This window comes from Edaphobacter bradus, from assembly GCF_025685645.1.
In the GTDB taxonomy this organism is placed as follows: Bacteria; Acidobacteriota; Terriglobia; order Terriglobales; family Acidobacteriaceae; genus Edaphobacter; species Edaphobacter bradus.
Genome location: NZ_JAGSYF010000002.1, coordinates 495,367 through 518,928 on the forward strand (window position 1 = coordinate 495,367; position 23,562 = coordinate 518,928).

The 23,562-nt window shown below is 62.1% G+C and carries 24 protein-coding genes; 10 read left to right on the forward strand and 14 right to left on the reverse strand.

The genetic code is table 11. The features are described 5' to 3' along the window. Positions 1-30: 30 nt before the first annotated feature. Positions 31-1,119, reverse strand: coding sequence for a phosphoribosylformylglycinamidine cyclo-ligase (gene purM / locus OHL16_RS08130; protein WP_396127188.1), 1,089 nt, complete (start codon positions 1,117-1,119; stop codon positions 31-33). A gap of 124 nt (positions 1,120-1,243) precedes the next feature. Then, positions 1,244-1,684, reverse strand: coding sequence for a thiol-disulfide oxidoreductase DCC family protein (locus OHL16_RS08135; RefSeq protein WP_263366614.1), 441 nt, complete (start codon positions 1,682-1,684; stop codon positions 1,244-1,246). A 34-nt stretch (positions 1,685-1,718) separates the two neighbouring features. Between OHL16_RS08135 and hemL the strand changes: the two genes are divergently transcribed. Then, positions 1,719-3,011 (forward strand): glutamate-1-semialdehyde 2,1-aminomutase, encoded by a 1,293-nt coding sequence (gene hemL / locus OHL16_RS08140; protein ID WP_263367432.1) that lies wholly within the window; start codon positions 1,719-1,721, stop codon positions 3,009-3,011. Between the two features lie 19 nt (positions 3,012-3,030). Here the strand turns inward: hemL and OHL16_RS08145 are convergent, their stop codons facing one another. Genes OHL16_RS08145 through OHL16_RS08160 form a run of 4 tightly spaced genes read right to left on the reverse strand, consistent with a single transcriptional unit; the run spans position 3,031 to position 4,731 of the window. Further along, entirely contained in the window at positions 3,031-3,747 is a 717-nt protein-coding gene (locus OHL16_RS08145; protein ID WP_263366615.1) for a polysaccharide deacetylase family protein, read from the reverse strand. Between the two features lie 14 nt (positions 3,748-3,761). After that, positions 3,762-4,244, reverse strand: a complete 483-nt coding sequence (locus OHL16_RS08150; protein ID WP_263366616.1) for a DinB family protein — start codon at positions 4,242-4,244, stop codon at positions 3,762-3,764. Positions 4,245-4,300: 56 nt separating this feature from the next. Beyond that, positions 4,301-4,561: a VOC family protein gene (locus OHL16_RS08155; RefSeq protein ID WP_263366617.1), complete on the reverse strand. Its 261-nt coding sequence runs from the start codon at positions 4,559-4,561 to the stop codon at positions 4,301-4,303. Continuing rightward, on the reverse strand, positions 4,558-4,731 hold the full coding sequence (locus OHL16_RS08160) for a VOC family protein (protein ID WP_263366618.1): 174 nt from the start codon (positions 4,729-4,731) through the stop codon (positions 4,558-4,560). The genes OHL16_RS08155 and OHL16_RS08160 overlap by 4 nt, the downstream gene beginning before the upstream one ends. A gap of 92 nt (positions 4,732-4,823) precedes the next feature. Here OHL16_RS08160 and hscA point away from each other — a divergent pair, with 92 nt between their 5' ends. The 3 genes from hscA to iscX all read left to right on the forward strand — a co-directional run bounded on the left by hscA (position 4,824) and on the right by iscX (position 7,669). Further along, positions 4,824-6,818 (forward strand): Fe-S protein assembly chaperone HscA, encoded by a 1,995-nt coding sequence (hscA, locus tag OHL16_RS08165; protein WP_263366619.1) that lies wholly within the window; start codon positions 4,824-4,826, stop codon positions 6,816-6,818. A 28-nt stretch (positions 6,819-6,846) separates the two neighbouring features. Next, positions 6,847-7,281, forward strand: coding sequence for a 2Fe-2S iron-sulfur cluster-binding family protein (locus tag OHL16_RS08170; protein WP_263366620.1), 435 nt, complete (start codon positions 6,847-6,849; stop codon positions 7,279-7,281). 172 nt (positions 7,282-7,453) lie between these two features. After that, a complete protein-coding gene (gene iscX, locus OHL16_RS08175; protein ID WP_263366621.1) occupies positions 7,454-7,669 on the forward strand; it encodes a Fe-S cluster assembly protein IscX in 216 nt (71 codons plus the stop codon). Positions 7,670-7,693: 24 nt separating this feature from the next. Here iscX and murJ read toward each other — a convergent pair whose 3' ends face one another. Continuing rightward, on the reverse strand, positions 7,694-9,340 hold the full coding sequence (gene murJ, locus OHL16_RS08180) for a murein biosynthesis integral membrane protein MurJ (protein WP_263366622.1): 1,647 nt from the start codon (positions 9,338-9,340) through the stop codon (positions 7,694-7,696). A gap of 93 nt (positions 9,341-9,433) precedes the next feature. Here murJ and OHL16_RS08185 point away from each other — a divergent pair, with 93 nt between their 5' ends. After that, positions 9,434-10,366, forward strand: a complete 933-nt coding sequence (locus OHL16_RS08185; protein WP_263366623.1) for a LysR family transcriptional regulator — start codon at positions 9,434-9,436, stop codon at positions 10,364-10,366. 70 nt (positions 10,367-10,436) lie between these two features. Further along, a complete protein-coding gene (locus tag OHL16_RS08190; RefSeq protein WP_263366624.1) occupies positions 10,437-11,369 on the forward strand; it encodes a YeiH family protein in 933 nt (310 codons plus the stop codon). A 30-nt stretch (positions 11,370-11,399) separates the two neighbouring features. Here the strand turns inward: OHL16_RS08190 and OHL16_RS08195 are convergent, their stop codons facing one another. After that, on the reverse strand, positions 11,400-11,924 hold the full coding sequence (locus tag OHL16_RS08195; RefSeq protein ID WP_263366625.1) for a MerR family transcriptional regulator: 525 nt from the start codon (positions 11,922-11,924) through the stop codon (positions 11,400-11,402). A 234-nt stretch (positions 11,925-12,158) separates the two neighbouring features. Here OHL16_RS08195 and OHL16_RS08200 point away from each other — a divergent pair, with 234 nt between their 5' ends. Further along, on the forward strand, positions 12,159-12,761 hold the full coding sequence (locus OHL16_RS08200; RefSeq protein WP_263366626.1) for a hypothetical protein: 603 nt from the start codon (positions 12,159-12,161) through the stop codon (positions 12,759-12,761). Between the two features lie 21 nt (positions 12,762-12,782). Here OHL16_RS08200 and OHL16_RS08205 read toward each other — a convergent pair whose 3' ends face one another. Further along, positions 12,783-13,850 carry a radical SAM protein gene (locus OHL16_RS08205; protein ID WP_263366627.1) on the reverse strand — a complete coding sequence of 356 codons (1,068 nt, stop codon included), beginning with the start codon at positions 13,848-13,850 and terminating at the stop codon, positions 12,783-12,785. Between the two features lie 172 nt (positions 13,851-14,022). Between OHL16_RS08205 and OHL16_RS08210 the strand changes: the two genes are divergently transcribed. After that, positions 14,023-14,502, forward strand: a complete 480-nt coding sequence (locus OHL16_RS08210; RefSeq protein WP_263366628.1) for a DUF3617 domain-containing protein — start codon at positions 14,023-14,025, stop codon at positions 14,500-14,502. A 13-nt stretch (positions 14,503-14,515) separates the two neighbouring features. Here OHL16_RS08210 and OHL16_RS08215 read toward each other — a convergent pair whose 3' ends face one another. From OHL16_RS08215 to OHL16_RS08225, 3 genes are all read right to left on the reverse strand, one after another. After that, positions 14,516-15,688, reverse strand: coding sequence for a PDZ domain-containing protein (locus OHL16_RS08215; protein ID WP_263366629.1), 1,173 nt, complete (start codon positions 15,686-15,688; stop codon positions 14,516-14,518). Between the two features lie 46 nt (positions 15,689-15,734). Next, positions 15,735-16,694 carry a HEAT repeat domain-containing protein gene (locus OHL16_RS08220; protein WP_263366630.1) on the reverse strand — a complete coding sequence of 320 codons (960 nt, stop codon included), beginning with the start codon at positions 16,692-16,694 and terminating at the stop codon, positions 15,735-15,737. Positions 16,695-16,774: 80 nt separating this feature from the next. After that, positions 16,775-17,578 carry an RNA polymerase sigma factor gene (locus tag OHL16_RS08225; RefSeq protein ID WP_263366631.1) on the reverse strand — a complete coding sequence of 268 codons (804 nt, stop codon included), beginning with the start codon at positions 17,576-17,578 and terminating at the stop codon, positions 16,775-16,777. A 222-nt stretch (positions 17,579-17,800) separates the two neighbouring features. On the opposite strand from OHL16_RS08225, the gene OHL16_RS08230 reads away from it, so the two are divergent. Next, positions 17,801-18,562 (forward strand): metallophosphoesterase family protein, encoded by a 762-nt coding sequence (locus OHL16_RS08230; RefSeq protein WP_263366632.1) that lies wholly within the window; start codon positions 17,801-17,803, stop codon positions 18,560-18,562. Positions 18,563-18,692: 130 nt separating this feature from the next. After that, a complete protein-coding gene (locus tag OHL16_RS08235; RefSeq protein ID WP_263366633.1) occupies positions 18,693-20,408 on the forward strand; it encodes a capsule assembly Wzi family protein in 1,716 nt (571 codons plus the stop codon). 167 nt (positions 20,409-20,575) lie between these two features. On the opposite strand, the gene OHL16_RS08240 is transcribed toward OHL16_RS08235, so the two are convergent. Both OHL16_RS08240 and OHL16_RS08245 read right to left on the reverse strand, forming a co-directional pair. Beyond that, the gene (locus OHL16_RS08240; protein WP_263366634.1) at positions 20,576-21,313 is read right to left on the reverse strand and encodes a CPBP family intramembrane glutamic endopeptidase; all 738 of its coding nucleotides are present in this window, start codon (positions 21,311-21,313) and stop codon (positions 20,576-20,578) included. A 192-nt stretch (positions 21,314-21,505) separates the two neighbouring features. Continuing rightward, complete coding sequence (locus OHL16_RS08245; RefSeq protein WP_263366635.1) at positions 21,506-23,482, reverse strand: ABC-F family ATP-binding cassette domain-containing protein; 1,977 nt, start codon at positions 23,480-23,482, stop codon at positions 21,506-21,508. Positions 23,483-23,562 lie beyond the last annotated feature (80 nt).

Below are 23,562 nucleotides of genomic sequence, written 5' to 3' on the forward strand. Positions count from 1 at the left end.
AACCGTTCTGATGGCTATACGACTGATAGGTCAGTTGTAGCTGACCTTACGCTCGCCGCGGACGATACGGCCGATGATGTGGTGGCGTTCGTTGGCGCGGTTGAGGATCGCCTTCGCCTTCTTCACCTTTTCGGCCGGGACGACGACGACGAGTCCGATTCCCATGTTGAAGGCGCGGAACATCTCGTCCTGCTCGACGTTGCCCAGCTTCTGCAGGTGCTCGAACAGCGGCGGGACGCTCCATGAAGCCAGATCAACCTGCGCACCCATGCCCTTGGGGATGATACGGGGGAGGTTCTCCGTGATGCCTCCGCCGGTGATGTGGGCCATGCCGCTGACCACATCGGCCTGGGTGAGCTTCTTGATGATCGCCAGGTAGCTGCGGTGGACACGCATGAGCGCGGCGCCGGTCTTGTCCTTGAGCTCGTTGACGTACTGGTCGGGGCCGTACTTGGCTACGTCGAACAGCAGCTTGCGGGCAAGCGAATAGCCGTTGGTGTGGAGGCCGTTCGACGGCAGTCCGATCAGAATGTCGCCCACCTGAATAGCGTCGCCGGTGATGATTCTGTCGCGGCTGACAGCTCCGATGATGGTTCCGGCGAGGTCGTACTCGCCATCGGAGTAGAAGCCGGGCATCTGGGCGGTCTCGCCGCCAATGAGGGCGCAGCCATTGGCGCGGCAGGCGTCGGAGAGACCTTGAACCACGGTCTCGACGATGGAGTTCTCAAGCTTGCCGGTGGCGAGGTAGTCGAGGAAGAAGAGCGGAGTGGCTCCCTGCACGGCGATGTCGTTGACGCAGTGGTTGACGAGGTCCTGGCCCACAGTATGGTGGATGCCAAGCTCGAAGGCGACCTTCAGCTTGGTGCCGACTCCGTCGCAGGAGGAGACGAGGACAGGATTGGGATACTTTTCAAGGTCGAGGCCGAAGAGCCCGCCGAAGCCGCCAATCTCGCTAAGCACCTGCTTGTTGAAGGTCTTGCGGGCGAGCATCTTGATGCGATGCTTGCTGCGGTCGGCGGCGGAGATGTCGACGCCGGCCTCGGCGTAAGTGATGGACTTCTTGGCCGCACCCGACTTCGCAGAGGTTTTTTTGACGGCCGCGGTACTGTCGGCGTTGATGGTGTCAGGGGTGAGGAAGGTCTCCGGCAAGGTGCTCTCCAGGGATTTGCGTGCTCGAATCGAGGAATCTTAAGTCTAGCAGGGGAGAATTACGGGACTGAAAACGATGGTCTTAGTGACCAGTCTACTGGTCGAGGCCGAGGATTCGGGAGCGCTCGCTGGGCGACGGGATGGGGCAGGTGGTGTAGCGGCCGAACAGACGATAGCGCACCCGGGCGATGAGGCCGTAGCCAAACTCGCGCAGTGGGCGGGGTATGAGTCTGAGCGTGCGGCCGAGGATGGCCCAGCGGCCTCCAAGAATGCCCAGCGCGGAGGCGACTGCGTCGCTGCGATAGTGGATCTTCTGGGCGGCGGTGAGGGTCTCGGTGAGGAGGATGACCCCGTCCAGTTGTGACGGCGCGGCGAGGAGTTCGGTTCCGAGCGGGCTCTGCAGCGGGACGAAGCGGAAGACGCCCTGGGCGTCGCGGCGGAGGAGGAAGTGGACGACCCCATTGCAGAGGACGCATACGCCGTCGTAGAGGAGGACGGGACGCGAGACGAGCTGGCTGCGTTCGGCTTCGGTCATGGAGCAGGCCCTTGTGACTCTTATACTTGAAGGCATGGGTTTAAGATTGGATCGCTCGCGTGAGTTGCAGGTTCGTGCTGAAAAGCTTTTGCCGGGAGGAGTGGATTCGCCGGTGCGGGCGTTTCGTTCTGTGGGGGGCGACCCTCCGTTTGTGATCCGGGCCGAGGGAGCCTATCTGTTTGATGAGGACGGCAATCGCTACCTCGACTACTTCGGGTCGTGGGGGCCGATGGTCCTGGGGCACGCCTTTGCGCCGGTGGTGGAGGCGATCCAGCAGGCGGCGGCGCGCGGCGCGAGCTTTGGGGCTTCAACGGCGGCTGAGGGCGATCTGGCCGAGCTGGTGCGGCGGTGCTTCCCTTCGGTCGAGAAGCTGCGGTTTGTCAGCTCGGGGACAGAGGCCTGTATGTCGGCGATCAGGCTGGCGCGCGGGTTTACAGGACGGAAGTTCGTCGTGAAGTTCGAGGGCTGCTACCACGGCCACTCCGACGCGATGCTGGTAAAAGCGGGCAGCGGAGTTGCGACGCTGGGAATCCCGGGGTCTGCGGGCGTGCCGGAGGAGACGGCGATGCATACGCTGGCGCTGCCGTTCAACAATCTCGATGCCGTGGAGGCGGCGTTTGCGGCACGGCCGGGCGAGATCGCCTGCGTGATCGTGGAGCCAGTAGTTGGGAACGCGGGAACGATTCCTCCCGCACCGGACTATCTGGAGGGCCTGCGTGCGCTGACCCGGAAGGACGGCGCGCTGCTGATTCTGGACGAGGTGATGACGGGGTTTCGTGTGGCACTGGGCGGAGCGCAGCAGCGGTATGGGGTCACTCCCGACCTGACGACGCTAGGCAAGATCGTCGGCGGAGGGCTGCCGTGCGGCGCGTTTGGCGGGCGGGCCGATGTGATGGACAAGCTCGCACCGCTGGGGCCGGTCTACCAGGCCGGGACGCTCAGCGGGAATCCGCTGGCGATGGCAGCGGGGATCTCAACCCTGAAGGAATTGATTGCGCGCGAGGGGGAGATCTACTCGCAACTCGAGAAGACGACTGCGGCGATCGCTGACGGAGTGGCTGCAGTCGCACGCGAGGCTGGCGTGCCCCTGACGACGAACCGCGTCGGCTCGATGTTCACCTGGTTCTTCACCAGTGAGCCGGTGACAGACTTTGCCAGCGCGGCGAAGTCGGATACGGCGGCCTTCGGAAGATTTCACCGAGCGATGCTGGAGGCGGGGGTGTGGCTGCCGCCGAGCCAGTTTGAGGCGGCGTTTGTCTCAACAGCGCACCGCACAGCTGAGGTGGAAGCGACGCTGGTTGCGGCGCGAACGGCGTTGCAGAGTTGAGTCGGCAATAGAACCTCAATCACGCCCAAGCGTCGACGGTGACGTAGCTAACCTGGCTGGGTGGAAGTTGCTGTAGCAAACGGTCGGTGGCCTCGACTGTCGCCATGCGAGGCGCATTCAACGCAAGATGCCCCCCGTCGTGGAGAACGATGTTAGAGGCGCGGCCGTCGCGCTGGTTGCGCGCGATGCCTCGGGTGGCACGGGCGAGGATTGCATCGCGGCCGATGGGGTTCCAGTCGCCGCAGATGATGTTCCACTGCACTGGAGTCAGGCCCAGCCGGCGAGCCGTCTTGAGAACGTAAGGACGGCGTGCTCCGTGGGGAGCGCGGAAGTAGCGCACAGGCGCACCGAGGGTGTCTTCAAGCGCGGCGTTGCAGCCGGTGAGCTCCGCGCGGATACGTGCGTTGGAGATGAAGGGCAGCCAGGGGTGTGTCGTCGAGTGATTGCCGATAAGGTGTCCAGCGGCGGCGATCTCGCGGACGAGCGTGGGCTGCGTGCGGACGAAGCGGCCGATCAGGAAGAAGGTGGCGCGGACGTCGTGATGCGCGAGAACTTCGAGCAGTCGCGGGGTGGCGGCGGGGTTGGGGCCATCGTCGTAGGTGAGCGCGATCTCGTTGGGCCTGTCGGGAGCGATGAGCGTTGGGCCGAAGAGCTGCGACTGCGGCGCGAGTGCGGCCCAGGCGAGGCCTGCTGCGGCGACGGAAGCGGCGGCGGTAAGTGCGGGAAGTGACGACATGCCTGCCAACTAGTTTATGGCTTGGCGACGAGGTGTTCGATTTGCAGGAGGTGGTTGATGTCGTGGCCGGCCATGGTCTCGACGATGGTCCAGAAGGTCATGGTTCCGCGCTCGGGATGCGTGACGTGGCGGTGCCGGTCCTCTTCCTGGACGGTCGTCAACAGGCGAAGGTTCCAGTTGCGGGCGGCTTCGAAGAGGGCCAGCGCCTGGTCAATCTGATACGCGCCGTAACGCTGGGCCCAGCGTTCCTGGTCGAAGGGCTGGATGATGTGGTGGTCTTCGGCGAGGGTCTGACGCAGGCGGAAGCAGAAGACAACCTCGCAGTCGGCGAGGTGCGAGACAATCTCGCGGATGCTCCACTTGCCCGGCGCCGGCTGCTCGTTGACGCGCGTCGGGGGCAGCGGGTCGATGAGGGCGTGCAGCCGCTCGGAGGTGGTGGTGAGGACGACGACGGGATCGGCGTCTCCCAGGAACCTGGCGTACGGGTTCAGCTCCATAAGCTGACGGTATCACGGGCGCTGGCCTGCGTAGTCACAGTTCGTCACGAAGATGTTTAGGATTCCCAGGGATCGTAACTGCCGATGTTCCAGAGGTGGCCTTCGGGATCGCGGCAGGTGAAGGCGCGGCCGCCGTAATCCATATTGCGGATGTCGAGAACCATTTCGGCCCCGGCGGCCTTTGCCGTGGCGTAGATGGCGTCGGCGTCGGAGACGACGAGGTAGATGCCCTTGGACTCGCGCAGGCCGATCTCGTCTGGCTGGACCATGAGCTTGGCGTATTCGCCTTCGTTCGAGGCCGAGCCGAGCATGATCATGCCGTTGCCGAAGGTGAGCTCGGCGTGGGCGACTGTGTTGTTCGGCCCATGTAGACCGCCTTCTTCTCGAGGCCGAAGGCGCGAACGAGCCAGTCGATGCCCGCCACTGCGTCGCGGTAGCGGAGGCTGGGGATGACGGTGGAGGTACAGGCTTTGGCTTGGCTGCTCATGGAATCGACCTCAGTTGGCGCGGCATCCAAAATTGTGGCGGCACGCCGCAATGCTGCGATTGTAGGACAATAGAAACTAAAGGATTGAATGGATGGCGGAAGAGCGTGTTGTAGGGATTGACCTTGGGACGACGAACTCCCTTGTGGCTTATATGCAGGGAGATACCCCTGCGGTCATTCCCGGTGAGGACGGCGACCGGCTGGTTCCGTCGGTGGTGGCGGTGACCGGCAACGGCGTTGTGGTGGGAAACGCGGCGCACCAGACGCTGCTCGAAGATGCAGGCAGCGTGGTGTACTCGGCTAAGCGGCTGATGGGACGCGGCGTGGAGGATGTGCAGGACGAGCTGAAGCTCTTCCCCTTCAAGCTTGCCGATGGGCTGCAGCCGGGCGAGGTGCTGCAGCTCAAAGTTGGCGGGCTGACCATGACTCCGCCGGAGATCTCGGCGTATGTGCTGACACAGCTCAAGAGAAACGCGGAGCGGTACTTCGGGGCTCCGATCACGAAGGCCGTGATTACGGTTCCTGCCTACTTCAACGATGCGCAGCGGCAGGCGACGAAGGACGCAGGACGTATCGCGGGGCTTGAGGTCCTGCGGCTGGTGAACGAGCCGACGGCGGCCGCTCTGGCCTATGGGCTGGACAAGAACAAAGACGGGCTGATCGCGGTGTATGACTTCGGCGGCGGGACGTTCGATATCTCCATCCTGAAGCTGCACGAGGGAATCTTCGAGGTCGTCGCGACCGGCGGTGATACGCACCTCGGCGGCGACGACATCGACAACCTGCTGATTGCGATTGCGCTGGACGACATTGCCGGCGATCTGGGCGAAGATCTTCGCCACAACGGCGAGGCGGTGCAGTCGATCCGCAAGGCGGTAATCGAGGCGAAGATCTGGCTCTCGGAGAATGAAGTAGCCCGGCTGGATGTGACGCTCCCGAGCGGGAGACGCTATACCCGCGAGATTGCACGCGAGCAGTTCGAAAGGCTTATCGCCGGTGTGATCGCGCGGACGGCAGACCCCTGCAAGCAGGCCCTGAAGGACGCCGGGATCGATCCGGCGCAGATCGACGAAGTGGTTCTGGTCGGCGGATCGACGCGCATTCCGGCCGTGCGGAAGCTGGTGGATGATGTCTTCGGCCTGAGCGCGCGGGGCAAGAAGCCGCACACCGAGCTGAATCCCGATGAAGTTGTCGCGCTGGGGGCTGCTGTGCAGGCGCAGATTCTCGCCGGCGGCTCGAAGGCTACGGAAGACCTACTGCTGCTCGACGTGACTCCACTGTCGCTGGGCATCGAGGCTCTGGGCGGCGTGGTGGCGAAGATCATCCAGCGCAACTCGACCATTCCCGCCAGCGCGACCGAGCACTTCACAACGGGCGTGGACGGGCAAACAAATGTGGCCATTCACGTGGTGCAGGGAGAGCGCGAACTGGCAAAGGACTGCCGGTCCCTGGCACGCTTCGACCTGAAGGGCATCCCGCCCATGATGGCCGGGCTGCCGCGCATCGAGGTGAAGTTCCTGATCGACGCCAACGGCATCCTGCACGTGAGCGCGCGCGAGCAGCGCAGCGGTAAAGAGGCCGAGGTCGAGGTGAAGCCCACCTACGGGCTGACCGACGAGCAGGTGGAGGAGATGATCCTGTCATCGTTCGACAACGCCGAGGAGGACATCCGCGTGCGGCAGGTCATCGAGGCGAAGAACGAGGCCGAGACGATCCTGGCGGCTGTGGACAAGGGCCGCAGCCACGCCTCATGGCAGCAGTTGAGCGCAGGCGAGGTCGCAAAGATTGACGAGGCCGAGGCAGAGGTGAAGACTTCGGTGAAGGGCGACGACCACAAGGCGATCCGCGCGGCGATCGAGCGGCTGGACGTAGCGACGCGGCGGTTCGCCGAATTGATGATGGATTCAGCCGTATCCGGCGCGATCGGCGGCAAGACGATGCAGGCCGCAGGTGAGAGCATAGGAGAAGGCCCCACCGCGCCGCATCCCTTCGCAAAGGCGCAGGTGCTGAGCACGGATGCGGCGGCCGAGGCAATTGAAGATTCAGTGAAGGAAACGGCTACGGCCGGAGAGTCGACAGAAGATTAAGTTATTGAGTGAGATAAAGAAGTAAGTTATGGGCGAAATCAATAAGGATCAGGTTGTGGATTTGTCGAAGCCCGCGGGCGAAGGCATGGTGAGGGTGACGTTTGAGCCTGAAGGCCGGACCGTGGAGTTTCCATTCGATTCGCTGCCGTACGAAGGGCACGGAGAGCCGATGTCGTTCCTCGACGTCGCGGAGAACTTCGATATCTTTCTGGACCATGCATGCGGCGGCGTGTGCGCGTGCACGACCTGTCACCTGTGGGTAAAAGACGGGGCGAACGGCATCAGCGAGCCCGAGGATAAGGAACTCGACCGCATGGAGACGGCTGCCGACCTGCAGTTGAACTCACGGCTCGGCTGCCAGGCCGTGATCGAGAAACCGGGGACGTATGTCGTTGAGATCCCCAAGTGGAACCGCAACTACGTGCAGGAGGGCAAGCCCGCCGTAGCGGTCAAGAACGACTGACCGCAGACCCCGCTCAGAAGTCAGCTAAATCCACTTTTAACACACGGAACTGACGCCTACGCCTTCGCTGTAGCTCTCTTCCTTATCACTGCGTCGATTGGATGATCTCCTGCGGAGGCCGTTCGTCGAGCTGTCATCTGCCCGCCGTAGAATAGCGTCAGGAGGAGTGCCGATGCCGCGCGAGATCAACTGGACCGATTCCGAGGAGATTGGAATTCAACTGCAGGAGAAGTATCCCGAGATCGATCCCTACACAGTGAGGTTTACCGATCTGCACAAGTACGTCACCGAGTTGCCCGGGTTCGTGGGCGATCCGGCGAAGTCGAACGAAAGCATTCTGGAGGCGATCCAGACGGCGTGGCATGAGGAGTACGAGGACGCGAAGTAGGCGTTTCGAATCCAGGCTTTCGACTCATAGACGCGAGCGGAGCTGCTGCAGGAGCGCCGAGCCGGAGAGGCGAAGCACCATCGCAGCAAGCAGCGCCCACACGAGCGTTCCGAGGGCAATCACTTCGATGTCGCGAAGATGGCTGTGCGAAACAGTCACGCGATGCGCGATCGCGTAAGCCCCCGCGAGACTGATTGCCGCCGCGAGAAGAGCGCGCGCCAGTTCGCCGAACTCCAGACCCGAGAGCCGAACCAGTCCTTTGCGATTCAGCAGCAGAGCGAGCACCAGCGTCTGGACGACGATCCCGGCATTCGAGGCAAACGTGAGGCCGGTGATTCCCGCGCTGCGAAAGAGAAGGCTGTAGACCGGGATCGAGAGCAGCGTGACGGCCCATCCTGCAGTCGCGGGAGTGACCGTGTCTCCTGCGGCGTAGAAGGAGCGTGCGTAGATTCCCTGCGCCGCCCAGAACGCGATCGATAGCGTGAAGATGGTGAAGTAAAGCGCGGTCGATTGCGCGTCGGCCGGCGTGAATGAGCCTCCGCGAAACAGATCGACGATGGGCGAGGCGAGCGCGATCATCCAGGCTCCGAGCAGAAACGACGCGGCCAGGACGCGCGAGACGGAGCGATTGACCGCGACGGCAAACTCGCCAAGCCGATTCTGGCTGAAGAGCGCGGAGAAGAACGGCAGCGACGCCGCTCCGGCAGCCTGGCCGAGGATGCCCATAGGAGCATTGAAGAGCGTCTTGGCCACGGTGAGCCGCGAGATTCCGCCTGTGTCGTTCGACGCGAAGTAGGCCAGAATCCACTTGTCGGCTGTGACTAGCGAGACGCCAATCATCAGGGGAAACGTGAGTCGAAGCCACTCCAGAAATGCCGGATGGCGGAGATTGAGAATGGGCTGGTAGCGCAGTCCCTCGCGAAATGCCCCGAATGCCGTAAGAGCCGCAGGCCCGACGATGACCCCAGCGAGAACGCCGATGGCGAGCGAGTAGATTCCGAAGCGTTGATGAAGAAAGACAGCGCCGAGGATGATGCCGAGGTTGTAGATGAGCGGCGTGATCGCCTGGTAGATAAAGATCTTGCGGACGAGCAGCCGCGAACCGATGACACCGCCGATGAAGAAGAAGAGCTGCGCAGGCAGCAGGATTCGCGTCAGCGAGGTGCAGAGCGCGGCCTGGTAAGGATCGAAGCCACGGAAGGCGACTCGCGTGTAAAAGGGCGCGAAGACCTCAGCAAGCACGATGCCGGCGCCGAGGACCACGATCATCGCGTTGAGAACGATGGACAGCGCACGATCGCCGCCGGCCTCGTCGCCCTCCGCGCGATAGCGGTTGAGGATGGTGACGAGCGAGATGGAGGCGACTCCGCCGACGAGGAAATACGCAAGCATGTCGGGGAGTTGGAAGGCGGCGTTGTAGGCGTCGGTCTGCGGGCCCGCTCCGAAGATGTAGTTGATGTACTTCTGGCGCACGAGGCCAAGGACGCCGGAGAGAAGCGTCGAGAGCATGAGAAGCAGCGTCGCCGAGAACGCGCTGTGCGAGGCCGAGGGGTGAAGAAACGCCAGAAGTCTGCGCCGGAGCCCTGTCTCGCCGGCACGCGGAGCCTGCGGAGCTTGAACTGGGGCTTGCAGTGGCCCGGGGGTCGAGTTGGGATCGTCGGTTGCGTTCACTGGATTCGCGGCTTGAGATGATTCTATCGGGCTAAACGCAAGCGGAGACTTATGCTGTGGGTAGCGTGGGTGGTTCGCGGGCGAGGAGAGGACGTGGAGAATTTTCGGCTGAAGGTGTTTCGAACGGTCGCAGAGGGGTTGAGCTTTCGCAAAGCGGCCGAGGTGCTGCATCTCAGCCAGCCTGCTGTGAGCCAGCAGATCCGCGCGCTCGAAGAAGAGGCCGGCGTCCGGCTCTTTGACCGCGCAGGCGGCGAAGGCCACGGAACGCAGATCGCATTGACCGAGGCAGGCCGCGTCCTGCTCAAGTACGCCAACCGCGCCGCGCAGACCATGGCCGAGGCGCAGCGCGCGCTGGCGGCGCTCAACCACGAGGTGGCGGGCGAGCTTCGCCTCGGGGCTTCGACCACCGTGGCGCAGTATGTTCTGCCGCACATTCTGGGAGCCTTTCTGCGCCAGTATCCGCATGTGAAGCTCTCGGTCGTCAGCGGCAACACGGAGCGGATCGTCCAGGTCGTCGCCGAGGAGCGCGTAGCCCTCGGGCTGATTGAAGGGCCGGCGATGCGGCGCGAGGTGAAGACAGAACGGATGACGCGCGATGAGATGGTGCTTATCGCAAGCCCGGACCATCCGTGGGCCGCGCTGAAGGGGTCGATCGATGTCGCGGAGCTGGCAAAAGTTCCCCTGGTGCTGCGCGAGCAGGGCTCAGGCTCCCGGCGCGTGGTGGAGCGCGCGCTGAAGCATGCGGGGCTGCCGCTGAAGTCGCTGCAGGTGGCGATGGAGCTGGACTCGACCGAGGCGATCATCTCCGGCGTAGAGGCCGGGTTGGGCGTGGGCTTTGTCTCGCGCTGGTCGGTGACCAAGGTGCTGCGGCTGGGGTCCGTGAGGGTTGTGCGGATAAAAGGGCTGCAGATTGTGCGCGACTTCAGCTTTGTGCGCCTCGCCGGCACGGAGGCGGCAGGAGCCGCAGCCGTGTTCCAGCGATTTGCGCTGGCCGCCGTCGCAACTCCGGAGAAATCGGGCCGATAAGATCAGCTTATTGGTGATGCAAAAGTACGTCTCGACTCAACCCCTTCGGGGGTCGATGCTTAAAGACGTAATGACAAAGAACCTCTTCTTCATCGGAATCATTCTCGCGGCAAGCGGGCTCATCGGCCCCCCGTTTGCGCTGGCGCTGGGGCTTGTCTTCGGCCTGATGGCGATCCATCCCTTCCACCGGGAGAGCAAACACCTCTCGAAGTTTCTGCTGCAGGCGGCGGTAGTCTGCATGGGCTTTGGGATGAACTTGAAGGAAGTAGTCCACGCGGGCAAGTCGGGATTCTTCTATACAGCGATCAGCATCACCGTTGCGTTGAGCCTCGGCATTCTGCTGGGCAAGATACTCACTGTGGGCAAGACGCAGTCGCTGCTGATCAGCATGGGAACGGCGATCTGCGGAGGCAGCGCCATCGCCGCGATGGGGCCTGTGCTTGAGGCGGACGAAGAGGAGATGGCGGTCTCGCTCGGAACCGTCTTCGTGCTGAACTCGGTGGCGCTGCTGTTGTTTCCGTTCATCGGGCTCGCGCTGCATCTCTCGCAGACGCAGTTCGGGCTGTGGTCGGCGCTGGCGATTCACGATACAAGCTCCGTCGTGGGAGCCGGAGCCAAGTATGGGCCGACGGCGCTCGCCGTGGGGACGACAGTGAAGCTCGCTCGCGCGCTGTGGATCGTGCCGCTGGCCATCGGCACCGCGATGCTCCGGAAGAGCAAGGCCAAGGTGCAGTTGCCGTGGTTCATCCTTTACTTCTGCGTGGCGGCCGTGCTGGCCAGCTATGTTCCGCGGTGGATTCCCACATCGGTTCCGCTCTTCAGCGGCCTGAACCGGCTGGGACGCGCGGGCCTGACAGTAGTGCTCTTTTTGATCGGCACTGGAATCTCGCGCGAGACGTTGCGGCAGGTGGGAGTGCGGCCGATGATTCAGGGAGTCGCGCTCTGGATCGTCGTGGCAAGCGCGTCGCTCTGGGCGATCCACGCCGGGCTTATCCGGTTGTAAGGGAGCCGGGCTCAGGATTGCAAAACCGGCTCAGGACTTCGGGTCGTCCTTCGGATCGACGGGCTGAGGCTGAAGATCGAAGAGCTTTTCTACGCCAGCGCGGCGGGGTGGCGCTGCCTGGCGAGGCGCGCGGATGGGATGGACAGCGGGCCGGGCCGGGGCCTTGGAGAGGAGCGCCAGAAGGTCGCTGAGGTCCTTCTGCAGCTTGCGAATCTGCTGTACGCTGACCGCGCCGGGATCGATGCCGAGCGCGAGCTGCGGGGCCTTCTGCTTCTGCTCTGTCTTGATGACCTGGCGCGCGCCGGGGATGGTGTAACCCTCGTTGTACAGAAGGCTCTTGATGTGGAGCGCGGTCTCGACGTCGCGACGGCGGTAGAGCCGCTGGCCCGTGCCGCCCTTATGCGGCTTGAGCTGCGGAAACTCGCTCTCCCAGAAACGCAGAACGTACGCCGGAACGTCGCAAAGGCGGGCGACCTCGCCGATGCGAAAGTACAGCTTGTCCGGAATGTCGGATCCGGAAGGCGGCTCTCTGCGGATTTGCTGGTGCTGCGCCATGCCGAAGCTCCAGAAATACTTGCACTCAAGTATAGGATAGTCACTGCGGTGTCCGGAGTTTGCTGACACGCTTTTTTTTGTGAGAACGCGCTCGGAGACGGGCGAGAGTTGCGAGGCTATGCAACTTCCTGCCGTTACACCGCAAGAATGCAGTGCCCCGGCTGCCGAGCGCGGTCACCGCAGGCATGGAACCGCGAGGCCGCCCGAGGCGTATCGTTAAGTGCGGAGGATGAGATGCGAGTACAACAAGCGCTTCTGGCGGTCGTAATGGGAGGAATGCTGACCATGACCGGCTGCCGGTTCAACTCCAGCAGGCAGGGTGACAGCGACAACGTAAAGATTGCGACGCCGTTCGGCGGCTTGCAGGTCAAGACCAACGACTCGGCCGTGGAAGATGGCCTGGGCCTGCCGATCTATCCCGGCGCGGAGCTGGTGAAGAAGGATAAGAATAACGGCGCAGCAGACGTGAACCTGAGCTTCGGCAAGTTCCACCTGCGCGTGAAGGCGGCCAGCTACCGGACTCCGGACGCGCCGGACAAGGTGCAAGCCTTCTATCGCGACGCGCTGAAGCGCTTCGGGACCGTCATCCAGTGCAGCAACGACAAGCCCGTCGGCACGCCCACCCGCACCGAGGAGGGCCTGACCTGCGACGACGACCACGGAAAGACCAAGGTCAACGTCAACTCCGATACCTCGGGCAAGATGGAGCTTAAGACAGGGTCGAAGCAGCACCAGCACATTGTCGCGATCGACCCAGAAGGTTCAGGAACGAAGTTCGGCGTGGTGGCGCTCGATCTTCCGGGGAACATCACCGTCGACGAAGACAACCGGCAGTAGTCGCAACGTATTGCGGTTCGGCTATTGGATTTGTACGAGCTCAGCTTCGGGCTTGTGGGAGCCGGAGTTCGGAGTCACGGTGGAGTTCTGCGGGGCGCGCCAGTGGTCGATGTAACTGACCTGATGGACGCAGGAGATGGTGCAGCTCGGTGCGCAGCTTTTCTCGGTCAGAAACTCACGCTTCACGTCCTCCGTGGTGTAGTTCGCCAGAGGAACTCCCGGATACCCGCGCTGCTGCGAGCAGTAGTGGACAAGGCCGTTCTCGCAAATATAGATGTAGCGCCCACCCGCGCGGCAGCGCCAGTCGTTCGTGCTTCCGTTGGCGATCGCCTCCTGGAAGTGATTGAAGCGGGAGTAGCTGCGGCGAGTAAGCCGGCGGACCTGGTCCCAGACGCGGCGCTCGGCCTCGCCGAGAGGCTTGAGCTGGCCGGAGCCGTCATGGATGATCCCAATGGTGGAGCTGAAGCCCAGCGCCAGAGCACGCTTCGACACCGTCAGGGCGTCCTGCGGATTGGCGATGCCTCCGCCGACGACCGAGTTGATGTTGACGTGAAAATCGGCGTGCTCGGCCAGCATCTGGAGCTTTTTGTCGAGGACCTTGAGGCTCTTCTTCGACACTTCGTCAGGCATGACGTTGTCGATCGAGATCTGCATGTGGTCGAGCCCGGCCTGGTTGAGCCGCTGGATGCGGTCGGGCATCAACAGATAGCCGTTGGTGATCATTCCGGCGATGGCGCCAGTCGAGCGGATGCGCGCGATGATGTCGTCGAGGTTCGGGTGGAGCAGCGGTTCGCCACCCGAGATGGTGATGACCGAAGTTCCGAGGCGGCCGAGATGGTCGATGCGGCGCAGCATCTCGTCCAGTGGCACGGGGTCGGAGTAGTCGTCGAACTCGTTGCAGTAGGTGCAGGAGAGGTTGCACCGTCGCATAGGCACGATGTGCGCCATGTAGGGGTGTTCCGTCGACTTGATGGCGGACCCGATGGAGCGGACCTCGCGGGCCTTGCGCGTGACGGCCTGCCAGCGCCGCCGGAGAGACATAGAATGCTTCACTGGCTTCAGGTCAGGGGTCGGATTCGTGGAAGACATGATCTTCCACCATTTTACCCGGATGCCCTGTCCCAGGGCGACCTCATGTCGCGCGGGGGGGGGACGCACAAGGTATTCGGGGTGGCACGGATTTTCTCTTTCTTCCGCCCCTGCTCTGCCATAAAGTTAAGGCGCGCACGGGCCCTCACGCACTCGAATCTGGGAGAGATCCATGCTTCCATCCATGCTCCGGACGGGGCTTCGTATTACTTCACTCACCCTTTGCCTTATTGCCATCGCAGCCACCGCGCAGGCCCAGACCCGCAAGCCCGGACTATGGGAGGTGACTACGACGATGACCTTCCAGCAGCCGACAGGTGCCGGTGGTGCGCCGCGCACGACGCAGGTCTGCGTCACGCAGGAGCAGCTCGACAAGTACGGGGCCATTACTCCGCAGTCGGCTGGCTGCCACTTCACCAACGTCGTCAAGAATCTCACCGGCACGACCGCCGACATGGTCTGCAGCGGAAAGATGGACGGCAAGGGAGCGCTCGAGTCGTCATGGGCGGATGCCGACCACACCACGACCAAAGTCCACTTCACAGGCACGATGCCGCTGGGCGCCGTCGAGTGGACCTCGACCTCTTCCTATGTCTACAAGAGTCCCGACTGCGGCTCGGTGAAGCCAGTCGACGAACCGGCGGCCCACTAGAGCTGCATAGTCACTAATCCATGTGGTGGAAGACCGGCATGTCGAATTGCATCTGCTGGCTCATGACCTCCGCGGCGGCCTGGATCTGGCGGCGAGCCTCTTCTAGCTGCCGCTGAAACTGCGGGTCGGCGGTGAGGTTGTGCATCTTGTCCATGAGCTGCTTCATCTCGGCGGAGTTGCGCATTGCCTCCACAGAGGGTTGAACTTCGGCAGCCATCTTGCCGGTGAGTTGGTCGATCATGGGCTCAAGCTGGGCCAGGATCGCGCGGGTCTGCTGTGCCTCGTCGCCAAAACCGAAGAACTCCTCAAGGTCCATGCCCGGCTCAAGCGAGGAACGCTTTTTCGCATCGGGCGTGAGAGTGAGGGCCTTCTCCTTCTTGTCGCGGAGAACGACCACGTTGACGGGCTTGCCGCGGTTCTCGTGGATTGTCTTGATCCAGTCGGTGCCGCTGGTAACCGGGACGGAGTTGACCTTGATGACCACGTCGCCCGCCTTGAGGCCGGCATCGGAGGCGGGGCTCTGCGGATCGACGCTGCGGACGAGCAGGCCGGAGGCCCCCTGGGCTCCGAAGAACTCGGCCAGTTGCGGGCCCATGACCTCAAGCTTGGCTCCGGTGTAGGCAGCGCTGACGATCATGTTGGTTCCAAGCAGACCGCGCGAGCCCTTGAGTGCGCCGGTGGCCGGCGAAGAGGGCGGCGACGCCTTGAAGAAGCCGCTGCCTGCGTGGAAGTAGGCCGATGAAGAATCCGGCGGTTCAGGGACGGTGTAGTGCTGCTCCCATGCCTGGCGCTCAACATCTTCGCGGTTGGCGAGCTGCGTGGTGATGGTGCGCTGCTGGCCGTCGCGGCTGATGAGGAGGGTCACCTGATGGCCCGCCGGGGTCTCGCGGAGCATGCGGCGAAGCTGCTCTTCGCCCTCGACGATCTGGCCGTTCATTTGAAGGATGACGTCGTGGACCAACAAGCCGGCTTTGCAGGCGGGGCCGTCATGATCGAGCGAGATGACCTCGGCGCCGCGGGTCTCCTTGAGCTTGAGCGGGGCCAGCTGGTCCTCAGTGATGTCGCGGAGATCGACACCGAGGTAGCCCTGGGTACCTCGACTGGGCGGGCCGGCGGCGAAGCCGGGGGTGACCGCTGCCACAGCCGCCAGCAGGATGAGAGCTCCGATTGCAACCCGGGTCTTCATCGTTGTGTACCTCACGTCCTGACCATGCCTTGAACGTTGCATGGGTTTACTGAATCGAGCCTGCATCCTGCAGCGCGTTGAACGACGCGGTGCGGATGTAAGGGTTCTCGTCCTGCGTGGAGACGGTGCGCAGCACCTGACGGACGCTGGAGTCCTGATGGACAGGCTCAAGCAGACCGATGGCGGCGGTCCGCACCTGTGCGTTGGGATCGCGCATCAGCGCCTCAAGAACGGCGTCGCGGACGCGCTGGTCCTGACCGACGTACGGCTGGAGGCCTTCGAGGGCCTTGAGCCTGACGCCGGCATCCTTGTCATAACGCAGCGAAACGAGCAGCGCGCTGCGGATGCCCTTGCCGTCATCGCCGGAGGTGCAGGAGTGGCCGGCCTTGCACTCGCTGGCGAGCAGCGAGACCGTCTGCGAACGTATGCCTTCGGTTGAGGCTGTGGCTCCCTTGAGGAGCAGATCGCGAATCTCAGGCGAGTCGAGCGAGCCCTCCATCGTCTCCGGAACGACGCGGTTGTAGTGCACCTGCACGAGCTCGGAGTCGGGCGTCTCGACGATGCCGGTGATGTTGGCGATCGCCCCCTGGGTCTGGTTCGTGAACATCACGGGAGCCTTCGGCCTGGGCTGGTGGGCGACCTGGTACTTGTCGACGAAATTGCCGCCGAGGAAACCGACGCCAAGCAGGAGCGTCGCCAGCGCGGGCGCGTGCCGAACATGGCCGACCCAGGCGAAGAAGTTCGTCCGCAGGCGACTGAAGAGACCATGCGGAGGGATCATATCGAGCGCCTCGTCGAGACGCAGGCGGCTCTGGGCGATCAGGTTCGGCGAAGGCTCAACCACGGGCAGAAGCGCAAGCCGCTGCTCGAGGGCGTGTATCGCATTCAGCTCGGCGCGGCACTCCTCGCACTCGGCGAGGTGCTGCTCGAACGGGCCGGCCAGCTCATCGGGGAGCTCGCCGTAGTACGCCAGAAGAATGTTGTCCCTTGTTGCTTCACACTTCATTGGTCTTTACCTCAACTAGCCTCAAAAAGTTTTTCTATTCGGGTCTGTTCTGCTCGCCCATCGTTTTTTCGTTCCTGCTGCTACGAGATACCCTTCAGCTCAGCGAGATTGGCCCGCAGCTTTCGCGTGGCGCGGAAGAGCGTGTTCTTGGCCGTCTCCTCCGTGGTGCTCAACATCTCTCCAATCGTGCGCAACTTCAAACCCTGGTAGTGCTTCAGCTCAAAGACCGTGCGCTCGCGCGGGGTGAGCTTGCTGAGCGCCTCGTTGATGCGCTCGCCCATAATCTTGCGTTCCAGCTCGCGGGCGGGATTCGACATCGCCCGCTCGTCGGAGATATTGGCCAGCAGGTCCATCTCGTCGCCGCTTGAATCGACGACGGTGGCCGGGTCTTCGCGGCGGCTCTTGCGGCGGCGAAGCTGGTCCAGGCACAGGTTCGTCACAATGCGGTACAGCCAGGTGTAGAAGCTGCACTCGAACCGGAAATTCCCCAGGTGGCGATAGGCCTTGATGAAGGCCTCCTGGTGCACGTCCTGCGCGTCCTGCTCGTTGCCGAGCATGTGCAGGGCGAGCCGCAGAACGCTCTGGTCGTAGCGACGGACGAGGGCGTCGAAGGCCGCACGATGCCCCTTTTGCGCCTCGCGGATCAGTTCGTCGTCCTCGATGCGCTGCTGAGCGCGGGCCTGGAGCTGCTCCTGCGTAAGCTTGCCGCTACGGGCGCCGGGTTGGGTCGCTGCCTTGGCCATGCTTGGCAACGATTTTACTGCCCCGGCAGCACTGCCCGGCCTGTATCCGAGAGCAAAGGGACTCGGACGCCGTCCACGAGGAGCTACAGCAAGCGGAGAAGCCAACTCCCCGCCAAGGTCTATCCCGATCGCTTCATCCATACGTTCTGACTCCGGAGTCAGGTAATGCGCTTTCCACTTCTATAGACCTCGGGTCGGGGATAAAGGTAAGCAGGCTGTCAAAACGGGGTCGGGAAAACATCTGGAGAACGTCTCCGCCACCGCCGGAACGCCTCCCTCCCCTGGCCCGGCCCCGCATCCCCCGAAAGTGGCAGAAGGCAGTGTAGACTAAGGGTTTGGCCGCGAAGCCAAAAAACCGATTCCATGCGTGCCCTGATCCTTTCCGACATCCACGCCAATCTCGAGGCGCTGAACGCAGTGCTTGAGGCGGCGGCTCCCTTCGACGCTCTCTGGAACCTGGGCGATGTGGTCGGGTATGGCGCCAGCCCCAACGAGACCATCGCGCTGATGCGGGAGAAGGCGCAGTTCAACGTGAGGGGCAACCACGACCGCGTCTGCTGTGGGCTGACCTCGGCGTTGGGCTTCAACCCGGTGGCGCGGGCGGCGGCCAACTGGACCCGCGAAGCGATGACGCAGGAGAACCGCGAGTGGCTGGCCGCCGTTCCCCAGGGGCCAATCGATCTCGAGAAGGCTGCCGGAATCGCCGGAGTCTCGCTGGCGCACGGCTCGCCGCTCAACGAGGACCAATACATCCTGACGATGCGCGACGCATGGGCTCCGCTGCAGCAGTCCACGGCGATCACCTTCATCGGCCACACCCACCTGCAGGGCGGCTTCTCGCAGAAAGCGCATGACTGGCACGAGGTCCGCCCGCGCTACAAGAGCCGCGACGAAGCCGATACGTGGGCGCTGCCGATTCCTCCGGGAACGCGCCACCTGATCAATCCGGGCTCGGTTGGCCAGCCGCGCGACCACGACTGGAGAGCGGCGTTCGCGATCTACGACACCGAGGCCGCCGAGATTATCTACCACCGCGTGCCATACGATGTAACCGCCGCGCAGGGACGAATCCTGCTGGCAGGGCTGCCGGAGCGGCTGGCGGAACGGCTCCGCTCCGGCCGGTAGCAGCTTCGGGTGGGAAGCAGATCCCTTGCGGGGATGACAACCAGAAAGACAAGTGCAACGCATCCGAGCAGCGCGACTGCTCTGGTATGGTCAGATATATGGCACCTGGCTTGCGGCCCTTGGGAGCAGGATGAAGAAATTTGTCTCTTATGTCTGCACTGTCGTTTTTCTCAGTGCTCTCTTCACCAACTGTTTCGCACAGACAAGTGGCTGTAAGGACACACTGGCTTTCAACAGCCAGTTCTATTCCCCTTTGGGCTCGACCTATGTGCCGGTTGACAGTTGGATCTATCCTGCTCTCGTTCGTCTGCAAGGGCTTGGTTATCTCGATACTGCCTACCTCGGCCTGCGTCCCTGGACTCGATGGAGTATCGTGCACATGCTTGGCGAGACGGCCGACAAGATGGCCGATGTTGACGAGAGCGATGAAGCCTGCACGATCTATCATGCCGTGGAACGGGAACTGGAGCCTGATGTTGATCAGTTCAATGGGCCGCGGGAACCGCATGCTGTGCTTGAGAGCGCCTATACGCGAATGCTGGGTATAGCCGGCACTCCGCTGCGTGACAGCTTTCACCTTGGCCAGACGATTACGAACGACTACGGTCGTCCTTACGAGGAAGGCTTCAACAACATTACGGGCTTCAGCACGCGGAGTGAATATAAGCGGTTTGCTCTGTATTTCCGAGGGGAATATCAGCACGCTCCCAGTGCCAGCGGCTATTCAAACCAACTGAGCACATTGCTTTCGAACAACGATGGCATCGCGTTCGCGGATAATCCTCATCAGGACACAATTCCTTCAGGGCCGATTCCTTCGACAAACGACTTCCGGATCGTTGAGGCGAACGTCTCTTATCTTCTTCTGAACCATGAAATTTCTTTTGGGAAGAGCGATCATTGGCTGGGGCCGGCTCAAGGCGGCAGCCTTGCCTACAGCAACAATTCTGAAAATATCTATGCGTTTCAGATTGACCGCGTTGAGCCTTTGCGTATTCCGCTTCTCTCCCGTTTCACCGGTCCGTTTCGGTATGAGTTCTTCGTAGGCAGTTTGAAAGGGCACTCTGTACCGAATGCTCCCTGGATGCACCTTGAGAAGGTCAGCTTTAAACCTACTGAGAATCTGGAATTCGGCTTTGAGCGAACCGTCATATGGGGAGGTAAGGGCCATGTTCCGATTACCATCCATAGCTTTTTGAAGAGTTTCTTCAGTGTGGCGAATGTCTCGGCGCAGGAGAAGTTCTCTCGAGACGACCCCGGAGCGCGTTTTGGCGCGTTTGATTTTTCGTATCGTCTGCCATATCTGCGCAAATGGTTGACCCTGTATACCGATTCGTTCGCGCACGATGACGTAAATCCCATCAGTGCGCCGCGCCGCGCCGCCATTCGTCCGGGCATCTACCTGTCACATTTTCCGGGACTGAAGCAGCTTGACTTCCGGATGGAGGGGGTAAGCACGGATCCGCCGACCAGCCGCAGCAATGCCGGTCAATTCCTCTATTACGAGCAAGTACAAAAGCAGGGTTACACCAACAAAGGGTTCATTATGGGCGACTGGATTGGCCGCGAGTCTAAAGGAGGACAGGCGTGGATTACGTACCACCTTTCTCCTGAAGAGCAGGTTCAGATTTCCTATCGCAATGCGAAAGCGGCGAAGGATTTTATTCCGGATGGCACGACCCAGAATGCTTTTCTAGTCTCCGCAATTAAGAGAGTTCATACGGATTTTGAAGTTCGCGGCTGGTTGCAGTACGAGCGGTGGAAGGCTCCTGTTTACAAGCCAGGCCAGCAGAGCGATACGAGCATCGCGGTGCAGGTTACGTGGTTTCCGAAGTACACGAAGTGACGACTTCTTCGTGAAGGTCAGGCGGTGCGTTGCTCTTCGAGGGTGAGGGAGAGTTCTTCCCATTCGGTCAGGAGCGATTGGCGCTGATCGCAGCGGACAACTGCCCATGACTGCACTCAACAAATAACGCGCGAGTCACAGAACCTCCGCGGTGCCGGCTCCTCTTATCACAGCTGTCGAATAAGGTATGGCAAGGCCACCAGACTATCACCCAAACCGTGTGCGATCATCCCCGGGATAAGACTCTTGCGCCAGAGTGCGACCCCGGTCAATAGGGCACCAATGAGCAGTACCGGAATGAGGCGTATCCAACCCTGGTAGAAATGTCCCTGCACAAAGAGCGCAACTTGGAGCGCGGAGGCCAGCACTGTGTTTCCGAATACGGCCTGGCACTGCCGCTGAAGATACCCTCGAAAGACAAACTCTTCTACGAAACCTGCCGTCAAGGCCAAAACTAGAAATGCAAGGGCTTCAGTCGTGTTGTATGCGACCATCGCTCGGGTAGCGGCGGCGTCATGCTGAAACGGCGCCAGGAATGTGTTCGACAGATTCCCAACTGCGAACATCGCCACGAGAGTTAAAAGGACAGCTCCTACGCCCCGCGTCACTGCCTGCCAGCTGTTCCATGTTCTCCCAATAACGTCCTGAAAGCTGGAGGTGCCGCGAATTCGAATACCAAAGAGGGCGATCGCAAAGCAGATCCACAGAAACGCAGCTACCACGAAACAGAATCGGAGCAGCGCAGGGGTGTGCTGTGAGTCTTGCGGACCGATCGAGGAGAGTGCAAGGGCCCCGGTCGCGCGAAGGACTAGCGGAAAGCAAAAGAGCACGGCAAGGAGAACGATCAGATTGCCGGGACCAGCGATTCCGTCCTTGAGTCGCCAGTCAAATCGGATTCCTTTCATGAACCACTCTCCGAATTCCGGAGAATTCTAGTCTGATCAGTCCAGCCCGCCTAATCACTGACCAGGTCTCGAGACGTGACACCTCGAAACAGAGACAGACGATCTCTTATTCCAGGATCGCCGGCTAACCGCGTGCTCGTTTTGACTTACAGTGACTCAACCGGGGCCGCGCCCGTCCCTGCTCCCTGTAGCTCATGCGGTTTGTTGCTCTTCGAGAGTGAGGGAGAGTTCTTCCCATTCCGCAAGTAGATTGGTGCGCTGGGTCCGTAGGTGGTCGAGTTCAGCGGCGTCCCTTTGGGATTGCTCGGCGGAGGTGAAGTTGCCCAGACGCTCTTCCACTGCGGTAATGGCGGACTCAAGGCGCGAAATCTCTTCCTCCGCGAAGCGGAGCCGGTCTTCAAGCTGCTTGAGCTTGATCGGGTTCAGCCGCTTGACGGAAGCCGCAGCTGCTTCAGGCGCAGGCGCAGGAGCCGGAACCGGCGCCGGAACCGGCACAGACGAGAGCGATTGCGTGATCTCCTCGGTGATCTTGGCTGTCATCTGATCCGGACCGCCCTGCTTGCGCCACAGGTAGTCCTCATAGTTGCCGGGGTAGATGTGCACGCGGCGGTCTTCGACCTCGAAGACGCGCGTCGCCAGGCCGTCGATGAAGTAGCGGTCGTGCGAGACGAAGAGGACCGTGCCCGTGAAGTTCTTGATGGCGTCGAGCAGCACGTCCTTGGCGCGGAGGTCGAGGTGGTTCGTCGGCTCGTCGAGCAGCAGCATGTTCGACGGCGAGACGAGCATCTTGGCCATCGCGTAGCGGTTGCGCTCGCCGCCCGAGAGCACGCCGAGCTTCTTGAAGACGTCGTCGCCGGAGAACATAAAGCAGCCAAGCAGGCTGCGCAGCTCAACCACCGGCACCTTCGGCGCGGCGGCAGCGATGTCGTCGAGCATGACGGCGTTAGGGTCGAGGACCTTGTACTGGTCCTGCGCGAAGAAGTCGACCAGCGCGTTGTGGCCCAGCCGCACAGCGCCGCTGGTGGGATCCTCCTGGCCGCTGAGCAAACGGATGAGCGTCGATTTGCCTGCGCCGTTCGCGCCGACCAGCGCTATGCGGTCGCCGCGCTCGATGGTGAAGTTGAGGTTGTCGAGGATAAGTTTTTCGCCGCCGTTGGGAGTCGGATAAACCTTCGTCAGGTTCTGCACCTCGATGACCGTGCGGCCCGAGGCAGGTGGCTGCGGAATCGTGAAGTGGATCGTCGCCTCTTCCTCGGGGACCTCGATGCGCTCGATCTTTTCCAGCTCCTTGATGCGCGACTGCACCTGCTTGGCCTTTGTGGCCTGGTAGCGGAAGCGGTTGATGAAGGCCTCGAGCGCGTCGATGCGGTCGCGCTGGTTCTTGTAGGCGGCCATCAACTGCGTGCGGCGCTCTTCCTTCTGGGTGACGTACTTCTCGTAGTTGCCGTGGTACGTGTGCATGCGCTTGTTCCAGATCTCGATCGTCTTGTTGACGGTGACATCGAGGAAGTAGCGGTCGTGCGAGATCAGGATGAAGGCGTTGGGATAGTCGTGCAGATACGTCTCGAGCCAGTTGCGTGATTCGAGATCGAGATGGTTCGTCGGCTCGTCGAGCAGAAGCAACGAGGGCTTCTGCAGCAGCAGCTTGGCAAGCGCGATACGCATCTGCCAGCCGCCGGAGAACTCTTCGGTGTTGCGGTTCCAGTCTTCCTTCGAGAAGCCGAGGCCGCCGAGCACGGCGCCCACCTGCGCATCGAGCGTATAGACGTCGTGGACATGGAGATGATCGGCGATGTCGGAGTATCGCTCAGCGGCAGCGAGGTACTCCTTGGACTTCGGGTCGGCCTCCGACAGTGTGTGGGTCAGCTCAATCGACTCTGCCTCAAGCGCATGAAGATGGTCGAAGACCGACAGGCACTCCTCAAAGACGGTACGGCCGCGCAGAGCGAGGCCGTCCTGCGGGAGGTAGCCGAGGGTCATGCCCCTGACGCGGGTGAGCTGCCCGTAGTCGAGCGACTCGACGCCGGCGAGGACCTTGAGCAGAGTGGACTTGCCGGTGCCATTCCCGCCGACAAGGCCGGTGCGCTCATCGGGCGTGATGAGCCAGTTGGCGTCTTCAAAGAGGAGTTTGGGGCCGAACCGTTTGCCGGCCGAGATGAGCTGGAGCATTCCTCTCTATTTTCGCATCGACCGCAGATATTCACGGGGAACGCAGATAAACCCCCTATGTTGAATAAGGACGCAACAAG

What these genes read in the sequence shown, in the direction of transcription:
- OHL16_RS08135 (WP_263366614.1), bottom strand. Translation starts at nt 1,684, where the DNA reads ATGACCGAAGCCGAACGCAGCCAGCTCGTCTCGCGTCCCGTCCTCCTC.
- OHL16_RS08215 (WP_263366629.1), bottom strand. Translation starts at nt 15,688, where the DNA reads ATGAAGACCCGGGTTGCAATCGGAGCTCTCATCCTGCTGGCGGCTGTG.
- OHL16_RS08170 (WP_263366620.1), top strand. Translation starts at nt 6,847, where the DNA reads ATGGGCGAAATCAATAAGGATCAGGTTGTGGATTTGTCGAAGCCCGCG.
- OHL16_RS08145 (WP_263366615.1), bottom strand. Translation starts at nt 3,747, where the DNA reads ATGTCGTCACTTCCCGCACTTACCGCCGCCGCTTCCGTCGCCGCAGCA.
- OHL16_RS08245 (WP_263366635.1), bottom strand. Translation starts at nt 23,482, where the DNA reads ATGCTCCAGCTCATCTCGGCCGGCAAACGGTTCGGCCCCAAACTCCTC.
- OHL16_RS08230 (WP_263366632.1), top strand. Translation starts at nt 17,801, where the DNA reads ATGCGTGCCCTGATCCTTTCCGACATCCACGCCAATCTCGAGGCGCTG.
- OHL16_RS08155 (WP_263366617.1), bottom strand. Translation starts at nt 4,561, where the DNA reads ATGATCATGCTCGGCTCGGCCTCGAACGAAGGCGAATACGCCAAGCTC.
- OHL16_RS08195 (WP_263366625.1), bottom strand. Translation starts at nt 11,924, where the DNA reads ATGGCGCAGCACCAGCAAATCCGCAGAGAGCCGCCTTCCGGATCCGAC.
- hscA (WP_263366619.1), top strand. Translation starts at nt 4,824, where the DNA reads ATGGCGGAAGAGCGTGTTGTAGGGATTGACCTTGGGACGACGAACTCC.
- OHL16_RS08225 (WP_263366631.1), bottom strand. Translation starts at nt 17,578, where the DNA reads ATGGATGAAGCGATCGGGATAGACCTTGGCGGGGAGTTGGCTTCTCCG.
- OHL16_RS08205 (WP_263366627.1), bottom strand. Translation starts at nt 13,850, where the DNA reads ATGTCTTCCACGAATCCGACCCCTGACCTGAAGCCAGTGAAGCATTCT.
- OHL16_RS08220 (WP_263366630.1), bottom strand. Translation starts at nt 16,694, where the DNA reads ATGAAGTGTGAAGCAACAAGGGACAACATTCTTCTGGCGTACTACGGC.
- OHL16_RS08160 (WP_263366618.1), bottom strand. Translation starts at nt 4,731, where the DNA reads ATGAGCAGCCAAGCCAAAGCCTGTACCTCCACCGTCATCCCCAGCCTC.
- OHL16_RS08235 (WP_263366633.1), top strand. Translation starts at nt 18,693, where the DNA reads ATGAAGAAATTTGTCTCTTATGTCTGCACTGTCGTTTTTCTCAGTGCT.
- OHL16_RS08150 (WP_263366616.1), bottom strand. Translation starts at nt 4,244, where the DNA reads ATGGAGCTGAACCCGTACGCCAGGTTCCTGGGAGACGCCGATCCCGTC.
- OHL16_RS08200 (WP_263366626.1), top strand. Translation starts at nt 12,159, where the DNA reads ATGCGAGTACAACAAGCGCTTCTGGCGGTCGTAATGGGAGGAATGCTG.
- OHL16_RS08210 (WP_263366628.1), top strand. Translation starts at nt 14,023, where the DNA reads ATGCTTCCATCCATGCTCCGGACGGGGCTTCGTATTACTTCACTCACC.
- iscX (WP_263366621.1), top strand. Translation starts at nt 7,454, where the DNA reads ATGCCGCGCGAGATCAACTGGACCGATTCCGAGGAGATTGGAATTCAA.
- OHL16_RS08190 (WP_263366624.1), top strand. Translation starts at nt 10,437, where the DNA reads ATGACAAAGAACCTCTTCTTCATCGGAATCATTCTCGCGGCAAGCGGG.
- OHL16_RS08240 (WP_263366634.1), bottom strand. Translation starts at nt 21,313, where the DNA reads ATGAAAGGAATCCGATTTGACTGGCGACTCAAGGACGGAATCGCTGGT.
- hemL (WP_263367432.1), top strand. Translation starts at nt 1,719, where the DNA reads ATGGGTTTAAGATTGGATCGCTCGCGTGAGTTGCAGGTTCGTGCTGAA.